Annotated in this window: 11 protein-coding genes; all 11 read right to left on the reverse strand. The window is 72.2% G+C overall.

The features are described from left to right. Window positions 1-17 precede the first annotated feature (17 nt). Window positions 18-1,124 (reverse strand): aminopeptidase P family protein, encoded by a 1,107-nt coding sequence (locus ACIF8S_RS23000; protein ID WP_400001359.1) that lies wholly within the window; start codon window positions 1,122-1,124, stop codon window positions 18-20. Window positions 1,125-1,248: 124 nt separating this feature from the next. After that, complete coding sequence (locus ACIF8S_RS23005; protein ID WP_400001361.1) at window positions 1,249-2,088, reverse strand: Pro-rich N-terminal domain-containing protein; 840 nt, start codon at window positions 2,086-2,088, stop codon at window positions 1,249-1,251. 132 nt (window positions 2,089-2,220) lie between these two features. Beyond that, window positions 2,221-3,315, reverse strand: coding sequence for a 3-dehydroquinate synthase (gene aroB / locus ACIF8S_RS23010; protein WP_400001362.1), 1,095 nt, complete (start codon window positions 3,313-3,315; stop codon window positions 2,221-2,223). Continuing rightward, entirely contained in the window at window positions 3,312-3,824 is a 513-nt protein-coding gene (locus ACIF8S_RS23015) for a shikimate kinase (protein ID WP_400001364.1), read from the reverse strand. The genes aroB and ACIF8S_RS23015 overlap by 4 nt, the downstream gene beginning before the upstream one ends. Further along, complete coding sequence (aroC, locus tag ACIF8S_RS23020; RefSeq protein WP_400001366.1) at window positions 3,821-5,005, reverse strand: chorismate synthase; 1,185 nt, start codon at window positions 5,003-5,005, stop codon at window positions 3,821-3,823. The genes ACIF8S_RS23015 and aroC overlap by 4 nt, the downstream gene beginning before the upstream one ends. A 401-nt stretch (window positions 5,006-5,406) precedes the next feature. Next, complete coding sequence (locus ACIF8S_RS23025; protein ID WP_400001368.1) at window positions 5,407-6,243, reverse strand: shikimate dehydrogenase; 837 nt, start codon at window positions 6,241-6,243, stop codon at window positions 5,407-5,409. Next, window positions 6,233-7,975 carry an endolytic transglycosylase MltG gene (mltG, locus tag ACIF8S_RS23030; protein WP_400001369.1) on the reverse strand — a complete coding sequence of 581 codons (1,743 nt, stop codon included), beginning with the start codon at window positions 7,973-7,975 and terminating at the stop codon, window positions 6,233-6,235. Before mltG ends, ACIF8S_RS23025 begins: the two co-directional genes overlap by 11 nt. A gap of 126 nt (window positions 7,976-8,101) precedes the next feature. Next, window positions 8,102-8,608, reverse strand: a complete 507-nt coding sequence (gene ruvX / locus ACIF8S_RS23035) for a Holliday junction resolvase RuvX (RefSeq protein WP_400001371.1) — start codon at window positions 8,606-8,608, stop codon at window positions 8,102-8,104. Beyond that, window positions 8,605-11,277: an alanine--tRNA ligase gene (gene alaS / locus ACIF8S_RS23040; protein ID WP_400001373.1), complete on the reverse strand. Its 2,673-nt coding sequence runs from the start codon at window positions 11,275-11,277 to the stop codon at window positions 8,605-8,607. The genes ruvX and alaS overlap by 4 nt, the downstream gene beginning before the upstream one ends. Beyond that, window positions 11,277-11,645 carry a hypothetical protein gene (locus ACIF8S_RS23045; protein WP_400001375.1) on the reverse strand — a complete coding sequence of 123 codons (369 nt, stop codon included), beginning with the start codon at window positions 11,643-11,645 and terminating at the stop codon, window positions 11,277-11,279. Before ACIF8S_RS23045 ends, alaS begins: the two co-directional genes overlap by 1 nt. Before the next feature lie 7 nt (window positions 11,646-11,652). Continuing rightward, a complete protein-coding gene (locus ACIF8S_RS23050; protein WP_106967097.1) occupies window positions 11,653-12,102 on the reverse strand; it encodes a DUF948 domain-containing protein in 450 nt (149 codons plus the stop codon). Window positions 12,103-12,123: the final 21 nt, after the last annotated feature.

The following is a 12,123-nucleotide window of genomic DNA, read 5'->3' on the forward strand; positions in this document are numbered from 1 at the left end:
AGGCGCACTGCGCGAGGCTAGAGCGCGAGCAGCTCCTTGGTCGTGATGGTGAGTAGCTCGGGTCCGCCGTCCGCCTCGGGGCGCACGACGAGCGTGTCATCGATCCGGACTCCGCCCCGGCCGGGGAGGTGGACCCCCGGCTCGACGGTGACCGGCACGCAAGCGTCCAGTTTACCCATGGCCGCCGGGGTCAATTGAGGGTCCTCGTCGATTTCGAGTCCGACACCGTGACCGGTGAGGACGGGGAGCGCCTCGGCGTACCCGGCGGAGTCCAGGACCTGGCGCGCCGCACGGTCCACGTCACGGCATGCGGCGCCGGGGGCGAGGGACTCGCGTCCCGCGCGCTGGGCGGAGAAGACCAGGTCGTACAGCTCGATCTGCCAGTCCGCGGGGGCCGTGCCGATGACGAAGGTACGGCCGATCTCGCAGCGGTAGCCGCGGTAGGTGGCGCCGAGGCAGACGGAGAGGAAGTCGCCCTCCTCGACGCGGCGGTCGGTGGGGCGGTGGCCGGGGCGGCCGGCGTTGGGGCCGGTGGCCACGGAGGTGGGGAAGGCGGGTCCGTCGGCGCCGTGGTCGACCAGGCGGCGCTCCAGCTCCAGGGCGAGGTGGCGTTCGGTGCGGCCGACCAGGATGGACTCCAGGAGTTCGCCCAGGGCCTGGTCGGCGATCTCCGCGCCGATGCGGAGGCAGGAGATCTCCTCCTCGTCCTTGACGACGCGCAGCTGTTCCACGGCGCCCGCGACGCCGGTGAGGCGCAGACGGGGGGCCGCCTCGCCGATCGCCCGGTGCCGGGTGACGGTGAGGTGGTGCTCCTCCACGGCGAGGGCGTCGACGCCCTGGGCCGTGGCGAGGGCGGCGGCCTCGACGGCCGGGTCGCCGCCGATGCCGGACATGAGGTGCAGGCGGAGCGCCTCGTCGGGGCGGCTGTGCGGGGTGCGGTCGTCCGGGGGCTCCGGGCAGACCAGTACGTCCTCGGTCCTGCCGAGCAGGAGCACGGCGTTCTCGGGGGCGGCGCCGGCGAGGTAGCGCACGTTGGCGGGCCGGGACACCAGCGCTGCCGTGCTGCCGCTCGCGTTGCAGCGTTCCCGTAGCCGCGTCCGGCGGACCGCGTAGACCTCAGACATGGTTCGAGCGTAGGAGGGGTGGCGCGATGTCGCCGGTCGGGCGGGGCCGAGTGGGGGTGCGCCCCGCCCCGGGCTCGGCGCCCAGCTCCGCCCGGGTGCGGACGGGGTCAGGCCCGGGAGGCGGTCACCACGTGGGAGGGCTGGCTATCGCGCGGGTGAGGACGTCGTCGAGGATGCGGGCCGTTTCGGGTATGTCCAGCTGGGAGTTGTCGATGATGGGCAGGCCCGAGCCGTACCAGCCGGCCATGCGGCCGTGGATGCGGGCCACCTCCTCGTCGCCGAGACGGCGGTTGCCGGTGCGTTCCGCGTTGCGCTCCAGGACGACGTCCAGGCCGGGGAGGAGGACGACGGGCAGCAGGCCGGGGCCGACGTGCCGCTTCCAGCCGCCGAGGCCGACGACCGGACGGTCGGGGAAGACCGCGTCGTCGAGGATGCACGAGATGCCGTTGGCCAGGAAGTTGCGGGCGGCGAAACCACAGGTGCGGCGGGCCAGGCGGTACTGGGCCTCGGAGTGGTCGTTCCACCCGGTCTGGGGGTCGGCAAAGCCGGAGCGGACCCACTCGCGCACGTCGTCGAGGCTGATGTGGGCGGTGGGCACCCGGCGGTGGTCCGCCCAGTACCTGGCCACGCTGGTCTTGCCGGCGCCCGCGGGACCGATCAGCAGCACGGCGAGGGTCGTCGCGCCCGGGTCGGGGGTCGCCGGGGCCTGCGGCGGGCTCGGCATGCCGACCGGGCCGCCGGGCGGCAGCGTGACATGGCCGGTGGAGTCCGGCGGCGGGGGCATCGAGGCGTGCCGCGGTGCCGCCGGGGGCGGGGGCGCGAATCCCGGGGGCGGTGCGGACATCGGGGGCGGCGGGCCCTGCGGGGGCTGACCTGGGTGGTGCGCGGCCGGTGACCAGCCGGCGGCGGGTCCGTGCCCCGGCTGATGGGGCGGCGGCAGCGGAGAACCCACTGCGTGCTGCATCCGGTGCCACTCCGTCTCGTACAGGCGATGGGTCGCTGACAGCGGGGGTGTCGTCCCGCGCGTACCGAACGGTACCGCCCCCTGCCGTCGTTGTGTGAACGGCCGGGGGCGGTGACGAGTGCCCGTCGGGCGCTACTCCCCCACCTCGCCGTAGGCGGCGAGCAGGATGGCCGGGTCGGGGCCCTCCAGCACGGTGGGCTTGGCGAGCCCGTCCAGGACGACGAAGCGCAGCAGGTTGCCGCGGGACTTCTTGTCGACCTTCATGTTCTCCAGCAGCTTGGGCCACTGGTCGTAGCGGTAGGCGAGGGGCAGGCCCACGGACTGGAGGACCGTGCGGTGACGGTCGGCCGTGGCGTCGTCCAGGCGGCCCGCCAGCCGGCCCAGTTCGGCGGCGAAGTGCATGCCGACGGAGACGGCCGCGCCGTGGCGCCACTTGTAGCGCTCGTTCTTCTCGATGGCGTGGCCGAGGGTGTGGCCGTAGTTGAGGATCTCGCGGAGGCCGGACTCCTTGAGGTCGGAGGAGACGACGTCGGCCTTCACCCGGATCGAGCGCTCGACGAGCTCGGCGGTGTGCGGGCCCGCAGGGGTGCGGGCGGCCTCGGGGTCGGACTCGATGAGGTCCAGGATCACCGGGTCGGCGATGAAGCCGGCCTTGATGACCTCGGCGAGTCCGGAGACGTAGTCGTGAACCGGCAGGGAGTCGAGGGCGGCGAGGTCGCACAGGACACCGGCGGGCGGGTGGAAGGCGCCCACGAGGTTCTTGCCCTCGGCGGTGTTGATGCCGGTCTTGCCGCCGACGGCCGCGTCGACCATGGCGAGGACGGTGGTCGGCACGGCGATCCAGCGGACACCGCGCAGCCAGGTCGCGGCGACGAATCCGGCCAGGTCGGTGGTGGCGCCGCCGCCGACGCCGACGACGACGTCGGTGCGGGTGAAGTTCGACTGGCCGAGCGCCTTCCAGCAGTAGGCGGCGACCTCGGCGGTCTTGGCCTCCTCCGCGTTCGGCACCTGGATGGCGACGGCCTCGTAGCCCTGTCCGGCGAGGTCCGCGCGGAGCGCGTCGCCGGTCTCGGCGAGGGCCTCGGGGTGGATGATCGCCACCCGCTGGGCCTTCTCCCCGATCAGTCCGGCGAGTTCACCCAGCAGCTGCCGGCCCACCAGGACGTCGTAGGGATCGGTGCCCGCCGTGCCCGCGACGTGGATGCGGGTCACTGCCTCGTTGCTCATGCTTCCTTCAGCTCCAGTGCGTCCAGGACCGCGTCGGTGACCTCTTCGGGCGTGCGGCCGTCGGTCGGTACGACGACGGTGGCCGCCTCCTCGTACAGGTGCCGGCGGGCCTCCATCAGCTCGCGCCACTGCTTGCGCGGGTTGACCGCGAGCAGCGGGCGGGCGGCGCCCAGGCCGGTGCGGCGGACCGCCTCCTCGACGTCCATCGACAGGTAGACCACCGGCTGTCCGGCGAGCAGCGCGCGGGTGCCGGCGTCGAGGATCGCGCCGCCGCCCAGGGCGAGGACGCCGTCGTGCGCGGTGAGCGCCTCCTGGACGGCCTGCTTCTCCAGGGCGCGGAAGGCGGGCTCGCCGTCCTCGACGAAGATGTCGGCGACGGTGCGCCCCTCGGCGGCGACGATGTCGTCGTCGGTGTCCCGGTAGGCGACGCCGAGGCGCTGGGCGAGCAACCCGCCGACGGTGGACTTGCCCACGCCCATCGGGCCGATCAGGACGAGACGCGGGCTCACCGGACGGCCAGGTTCTCGAGGTACGAGGTGACGTTGCGGCGGGTCTCGGTGACGCTGTCGCCGCCGAACTTCTCCGCCACCGCGTCCGCCAGCACCAGGGCGACCATGGCCTCGGCGACGATGCCGGCAGCCGGCACGGCGGAGACGTCGGAGCGCTGGTGATGGGCCTGTGCGGCCTCGCCGGTGGTGACGTCGACCGTCTTCAGGGCGCGGGGGACGGTGGCGATCGGCTTCATCGCGGCGCGGCAGCGCAGCAGTTCACCGGTGGACAGGCCGCCCTCGGTGCCGCCGGCTCGGCCGGAGACCCGCTTGATGCCCTCGGGCGTGTTCACGATCTCGTCGTGCGCCTTGGAGCCGGGGACCCGGGCGAGGTCGAAGCCGTCACCGATCTCGACGCCCTTGATGGCCTGGATGCCCATGAGGGCGCCGGCCAGCCGCGCGTCGAGCTTGCGGTCCCAGTGGACGTGGGAGCCGAGGCCCACGGGCACGCCGTAGGCGAGGATCTCGACCACGCCGCCGAGGGTGTCACCGTCCTTGTGCGCCTGGTCGACCTCGGCGACCATCGCCTTCGAGGTGTCGGCGTCCAGGCAGCGCAGCGGGTCGGCGTCGAGCTTCTCGACGTCGGCCGGCGTGGGGTACACGCCCCGCGGTGCCTTCACCGAACACAGCTCGACGACGTGGGAGACGATCTCGATGCCGGCCGTCTCCTTCAGGTACGACCGGGCGACCGCGCCGAGCGCCACCCGGGCCGCGGTCTCCCGGGCGGAGGCGCGCTCCAGGATCGGACGGGCCTCGTCGAAGCCGTACTTCTGCATGCCGGCCAGGTCCGCGTGGCCGGGGCGGGGCCGGGTCAGCGGGGCGTTGCGGGCCAGGCCCGCGAGCACCTCGGGGTCGACCGGGTCGGCCGCCATGACCTGCTCCCACTTCGGCCACTCGGTGTTGCCCACCATGACCGCGACCGGAGAGCCCAGGGTCAGGCCGTGCCGGACACCGCCGAGGAAGGTGACCTCGTCCCGCTCGAACTTCATCCGGGCACCGCGGCCGTAGCCCAGCCGCCGCCTCGCCAGGTGGTCCGCCACCATGTCCGTGGTGATCGGCACGCCGGCGGGAAGGCCCTCCAGCGTCGCGACGAGTGCGGGACCGTGGGACTCCCCCGCGGTCAGCCAGCGCAACCTGCTCAACGGTGCTCCTCCGTGTTCGCGCCCCGGTACTGCCCTGCGCGCGCCCTTTCGCGTACGCGTGCGGCGGGGCGGGGTGCGCGGGTCCCGGTCCGCCGTGCTTCGATCCTCCCACGTCGGGCACGGTGCCCGGCCGCCGGTCCAGCAGGCGGACGGCCGGGATCACGGGCCGGGCACCCGGTCAGGCCCGGTCGTCGCTCCCGCGCGGGGGCGCGTAGGCGCCGAGGAAGTCGGCCCCGCTCGGCCGGCGGGCGTCCGCGGCGGGCTCCGGCGCGTGGGCGCCGAGCCGGCCGTCGTCGCTGTCCCGCTGCGGGGCGTACGGGCCGAGGAAGTCGGCTCCGCTCTCCGGGCGCCGCGCGGCCGCCCCTCCCTGGCTCCGCCCCCTGCGGAACCGAGGCGGGATCCTATCGCGCGACGAGGGCTTGTTCGCCCGCGTGCCGCATGGCCTCCAGGGGGGCCGGCGACCGTCCGGTCATCTGCTCCACCTGGAGCACCGCCTGGTGCACCAGCAGGTCGAGGCCGCTGACCACGGCCCCGCCGTACGCGGACCAGCGGGCGGCGAGGACGGTCGGCCACGGGTCGTACAGCACGTCGAAGAGGGCCGCCGGGCGCTCGGGCACGGCGTGGGCGAGGGCGTCGGTGACGCCGGCCGGGGTGGTGCTGATGACCAGCGGGGCGTGCAGGGCCTGCTCGGCGTCGTCCCAGGCGGCGATCCGCACGGTGACGTCGAGCCGCTCCGCCCACTGCCGCATCTCGGCGGCCCGTGCCTCGCTGCGCACGTGGACGACGATCTCGCCCGAGCAGACGCGGGCCAGCGCGGCGAGCGCGGAGGAGGCGGTGGCGCCGGCGCCGAGGATCGCGGCGGTGTCCACCTTGTCGATGCCGTGCTCGCGCAGGGCGGCGATCATGCCGGGGATGTCGGTGTTGTCGCCGGTGCGGCGGCCGTCCTCGCCGAGGACGACGGTGTTGACCGCGTCGACCGAGGCGGCGGTGTCGCTGACCGAGTCAAGCAGCGGGATCACGGCCCGCTTCAGCGGCATGGTCAGCGACAGTCCCGCCCACTCGGAGCCGAGCGTCTCGAGGAAGCCGGGCAGCGCCTGCTCGTCGACCTCGAACCGGTCGTACGTCCAGCCCTGAAGGCCGAGTTCGGCGTAGGCGGCGCGGTGCAGCACCGGGGAGAGGGAGTGGGCGATCGGGGAGCCGAGCACGGCGGCACGGCGGGCCCCGCTCCTAACGGTCATTGAACTTGTCCTTCAGCTTCAGGAAGTCGTCGTGCGTCTTGGCGAACTCGGTCTTGTTCACACCGTCGGTCGCCACGAAGTAGATCCAGCCGTCCGCGGTCGGCTTCAGCGCCGCCTGGAGTGCCTCGTCACCGGGGTTGCCGATGGGGCCGGGCGGCAGGCCCTTGTTGGTGTACGTGTTGTACGGGTCCTTGTTGCTCTTGATCTCGGACTCGGCGATGTCGATGTTGCTCTCGCCCTTCAGGTAGTTGAAGGTCGAGTCGAACTGCAGCAGTTGGTAGGTCTCGGTGTTGGTCGGCTTCAGCCGGTTGTAGACGACCTCGGACATCTTGCGGAAGTCGTCGTGGGTCTTGCCCTCGGCCTGCACCAGGCTCGCGACCGTCACCAGTTCCCACGGCCCGTCGAGGCCCAGGCTCTTGGACTTGGCCTCGAAGTCCAGCGACTCGTACTTCTCGGTGGCACGAGCCACCATCTGCTTGAGGACGTCCTCCGGCGTCTGCCCCTTGGCGACGGCGTAGCTGGACGGGAACAGGAAACCCTCCAGCGGGTCCTTCACGTCCGGGTGGTTCATGGCCCAGGCGGGCAGGCCGAGCGTCTTCCACTTGGTCTCGGCGACCTTGGCCGTGGTGCCCTTCTTGACCTCCAGGCGCGCGTCGATGAGCTCGTAGACGGCTCCGTTGCGCTTGCCCTCGGCGATGATCAGGTTGTTGCGGCTCGTCGGGCTGAGCATCAGTTCGACCGCGCTGGCGGCCGACATCTCCTTCTGCATCGTGTAGACGCCGTCCTGGATGCTCTTGCCGTCCGGGTTGGCCGCCTGCGCCGCGACGAAGGCGTCGACGCTCTTGACCACGCCCATCTTCTTGAGCTCCTGGCCGATGGCGTAACCGCCCGAGCCCTTGGGGATGGTGACGGTGACCTGCTCGCCGTTGCCGGAGCCCGCGAAGTCCGGGGCGCTGCCGAAACGATCCTGGTAGAACTGGTAGCCGAAGTAGCTGACACCGGCCAGGCCGCCGCCGAAGACCACGACGACCACGAGACACGCCAGGCCGCTGCGTCGTTTCTTCTCCTTGCCGCCCCGGCGCTCCTTGCCGCCCCTGCGGTCACCGCGTCCGCGCCGGTCCTCCGGCTCCTCGTCGCGGCCGTCATCGTCGTCGTCGCCGCCCGCGAAGAACGCGTGTTCGCCCTGGTCGGGGCCGGGGTCCCAGTCCGTCCGCGGCTCGGGTTCGGGCTCGGCGCGCCGGCGGCCGGGGGGCTCGGGCGGCGGGTAGGCCTCGGGCGTGCCGTAGTAGTCGGACTGCTCCCCGCCGTACGGAGCGGACGGCTGCTGGGCGTACGGGTCCGCCGGACCGCCGGCGTAGGGGTCCTGGGGGTAGGAGCCCGTGGGCCAGCCGTTCTGGTCGTACTGCTGCTGGGGCTGCTGCTGCGGGTACTGCTGCTGGTGATGCGGCTGCTGAGACTGGTGATGAGGCTGCTGGGGCTGCTGGGGCGCGTACTGCTGACCGTACTGGTCGTACTGCGGGTACGACTGGTCGCCGTATCCGCCCTGGTCACCGGTGTCCCAGTCGCCGTACTGCTGCTGCGTCTGCGGCTGCTGCGGGTACTGCTGCGCCTGGCCGTCGTAGGGAGGCTGCGCGGCCTGCCGGCCCTGCTGCCCTCCCCATCCGCCGTCCCCGTACAACGGGTCGTCCGGATGCCACGGTTCGGAGCCTTGGCCCCGGCCATACTCAGTCATCGATCCCCTAGAGCCGCGAGGCGGCGGCAGCCCGGCCACCTGACGACCGCGGCTCCCGTTCCGCCTCTCTTAGTGCGGGGCTGTTCGAACACCGCCCGCATCGCGCGGAACGTTACCGTATCGCGATCAGATGACCACTTCGACGCCCTCGCCGGGTGGTCTGCCTGACACCCGTTCGGATTCCAGTGCCTGCTGGAGGATGATCACAGCGGCAGCCTGGTCGATGACGGCGCGGCCCTTCTTGGACTTCACGCCCGAGGCGCGCAGCCCCTGACTGGCCGTCACCGTGGTCATCCGCTCGTCCACGAGCCGCACCGGAACCGGGGCGATCATACGTGCCAGCTCCTTGGTGAAGCCGCGGACCTTGGCGGCGGCGGGGCCCTCGCCCCCCTTGAGGGAGCGAGGGAGACCGACGACGACCTCGATCGGCTCGTACTCCTCGACGAGCTGCCTCAGTCTGCGGTGCGCGGCCGGGACGTCCCGGCCGGGGACGGTCTCGACCGGGGTGGCGAGGATCCCGTCGGGGTCGCAGGAGGCGACCCCGATCCGGGCGTCCCCGACGTCGACCGCGAGGCGGCGGCCGCGGCGCAGGGCCGGGCCGTCCGCCTGCTGGTGCGTGGGACCGTCGTTCACTTGGCGGTGTCCGCCACGAGACGCTCCACGGCGTCCACGGCCTCGCCGACGGCGGCCGGGTTCTGGCCGCCGCCCTGGGCGACGTCCGGCTTGCCTCCACCGCCGCCGCCGAGGGTCTTGGCGGCGGTGCGCACCAGCTCACCGGCCTTGAGCCCGCGCTCGCGGGCGGCCTCGTTGGTGGCGATGACGGTGAGGGGCTTGCCGTTGACCGCGCTGAACAGGGCCACCACGGCGGCCCGGCCGCCCTGGATGCGGCCGCGCACGTCGAGCACGAGCTTGCGCAGGTCGTCGGCAGTGGTGCCGTCCGGGACCTGGCCGGTGACGACGGCGACACCCTTGATGTCCTTGGCGGACCCGGCGAGACCGGCGGCGGCCTGGAGCACCTTCTCGGCGCGGAACTTCTCGATCTCCTTCTCGGCGTCCTTGAGCCGGCCGAGCATGGCGGAGACCTTCTCGGGCAGCTCCTCGGAACGTCCCTTGAGCAGTTCGGTGAGCTGGTTGACGACCGTGTGCTCGCGGGCGAGGAAGTTGTAGGCGTCCACGCCGACCAGGGCCTCGATGCGGCGCACGCCGGAGCCGATGGAGGACTCGCCGAGCAGCTTCACCAGACCCAGCTGGGCGGTGTTGTGCACGTGGGTGCCGCCGCACAGCTCCTTGGAGAAGTCGCCGATGGTGACCACGCGGACCCGGTCGCCGTACTTCTCGCCGAACTCGGCGATGGCGCCCTGCTTCTTGGCCTCGTCGATGCCCATCACGTCGGCGCGGACGTCGAGGTCGCGGGCGAGCACCTCGTTGATCTTCTGCTCGACGTCCAGCATGACCGTCTGCGGGACGGCGGCCGGGGAGCCGAAGTCGAAGCGGAACCGGCCGGGCTGGTTCTCGGAACCGGCCTGGGCGGCCGTCGGGCCGAGGGCGTCGCGCAGGGCCTGGTGGGTGAGGTGGGTGGCCGAGTGGGCGCGGGCGATGGCCTTGCGCCGGCGGTCGTCGATGGCGGCGTGGGCGCGGGCGCCGACGGTGACCTCGCCGACCTGGACGACGCCCTTGTGGACGTAGACGCCGGGGACCGGCTTCTGGCAGTCGCGGACCTCGATGACGGCACCGGAGTCGGTGCGGATCCGGCCGGTGTCGCCGATCTGGCCGCCGCCCTCGGCGTAGAAGGGGGTGCGGTCCAGGACGATCTCGACCTCGTCGCCCTCGGTGGCGGCGGGCGAGGAGACGCCGTCGACGAGGATGCCGACGACGGCGGACTCGCCCTCGGTGTCCGTGTAGCCGATGAAGTCGGTGGCGCCGGCCCGGTCGGCGATCTCGCGGTAGGCGCCGAGGTCGGCGTGGCCGGTCTTCTTGGACCGGGCGTCGGCCTTGGCGCGCTCCCGCTGCTCCTTCATCAGGCGGCGGAAGCCGTCCTCGTCCACGGAGAGGCCCTGCTCGGCGGCCATCTCCAGGGTGAGGTCGATGGGGAAGCCCCAGGTGTCGTGCAGCAGGAAGGCCTTGTCGCCGGGGAGCACGTCGGAGCCCGCGGCCTTGGTCTCGGACACGGCGGTGTCGAGGATGTTGGTGCCGGCCTTCAGCGTCTTGAGGAAGGCGTTCTCCTCGGCGAGGGCAACCTTCTCGATGCGCTCGCGGTCGGTGACCAGCTCCGGGTACTGCTGCCCCATCATGCCGATGACGACGTCGATGAGGTCCTTGACGACCGGGCCGGTGGCGCCGAGGAGGCGCATGTTGCGGATGGCGCGGCGCATGATGCGGCGCAGCACGTAACCGCGGCCCTCGTTGCCGGGGGTGACGCCGTCGCCGATGAGCATGACCGAGGTGCGCATGTGGTCGGTGACCACGCGCAGGGAGACGTCGGAGCTCTGAGCGTCGCCGTAGCGGACGCCGGTCAGCTCGGTGGCCTTCTCGATGACAGCCATGGAGGTGTCGATCTCGTACATGTTCTGCACGCCCTGCAGAATCATGGCGAGCCGTTCGAGGCCGAGGCCGGTGTCGATGTTCTTGCTGGGCAGGTCGCCGAGGATCTCGAAGTCGTCCTTGCCGGTGCCCTCGCCCCGCTCGTACTGCATGAAGACGAGGTTCCAGATCTCCACGTACCGCTCGTCGTTGACGGCGGGGCCGCCCTCGGCGCCGAACTCGGGGCCGCGGTCGTAGTTGATCTCGGAGCAGGGGCCGCAGGGGCCGGGGACGCCCATGGACCAGAAGTTGTCCTTCTTGCCCAGGCGCTGGATGCGCTCGGCGGGCACACCGACGACGTCGCGCCAGATCTGCTCGGCCTCGTCGTCGTCCTGGTAGACGGTGATCCAGAGCTTCTCGGGCTCCAGGCCGTAACCGCCCTTGTCCTGGGGGCTGGTGAGCAGCTCCCAGGCGAGCTTGATGGCGCCTTCCTTGAAGTAGTCGCCGAAGGAGAAGTTGCCGCACATCTGGAAGAACGTGCCGTGGCGGGTGGTCTTGCCGACCTCTTCGATGTCGGGGGTGCGCACGCACTTCTGCACGCTGGTGGCGCGGTCGAAGGGCGGCTTGACCTCGCCGAGGAAGTAGGGCTTGAAGGGCACCATGCCGGCCGGGACGAGCAGCAGAGTCGGGTCGTCCGCGATGAGCGACGCCGACGGGACGACGGTGTGCCCGCGCTCCTCGAAGAAGCTCAGCCAGCGGCGGCGGATCTCGGCCGACTCCATCAGTGGTCCTCATTCCGGTTGTACGGGTACGTCGGGTACGTCGACTTCTTGGAGCCCTCGACGTACGGGGGGCTGTTGCGGTTCTCGATCACGGCGTAGCCGCGGGGCGCGGGCAGTTCACGGTCGACGGGGGCGTTCAGCCCGAGCGCGTCGCCCAGTTCGGCCTCCCGCCGGGCCATGTTGTCGCGGACCTCGAGCGCGAAGTCCACCGCGCGGTCCTTGAGCCGGCCGCCCGCCTCGATCGCCTTGTTCGCCGCGGTGACGGCGAGGTGGTCGGGCTTGAGCTGCTTGAGCTTGCGGTTGACCTTGGTGGTGGCCCACACGCCGGCGGCGACGCCGGTGCTGAACCAGAACGTTCGGCGGAACATCGTCGGGTCAGTCCTTCTTTCCCCGGGTCCGCTTGTCGCGCCGCGCGCCCGGGACGGTGCGGCCCACGATCACGTCGCGCCGCGTCTTGGCGGGCGCGTCCTCCTTGCGGCCGCTGACGGCCCGGCGCACGCCGTAGCCGAAGGCGGCGACCTTGACCAGAGGGCCGCCGAAGGTGGAGGCCACGGTGGTGGACAGCGCGGAGGCGTTGGAGGTGACCTCCTGGACGTCGGAGGCGATCGCGTCGACCCGTTCGATCTGGGTCTGCGCGGAGCGCACCGCCGTGGAGGCGTCCGCCAGCAGGGGGACGGCCTGGTCGGTCACGTCCGCCACCAGTTTGGTGGTCGCCCGGAGCGTCTGGGCCAGCCTCGCCAGCGCGACGGCGAGGAAGGAGACCAGGATCGCCCAGAAGACGGCCACCAGGATTCCGGCCACCTCGCCACCGGACACTGTGTGCACCCGCTCCCTTGAAACGCGCCT

This window comes from Streptomyces sp. NPDC085937, assembly GCF_044540535.1.
Lineage (GTDB): Bacteria > Actinomycetota > Actinomycetes > Streptomycetales > Streptomycetaceae > Streptomyces.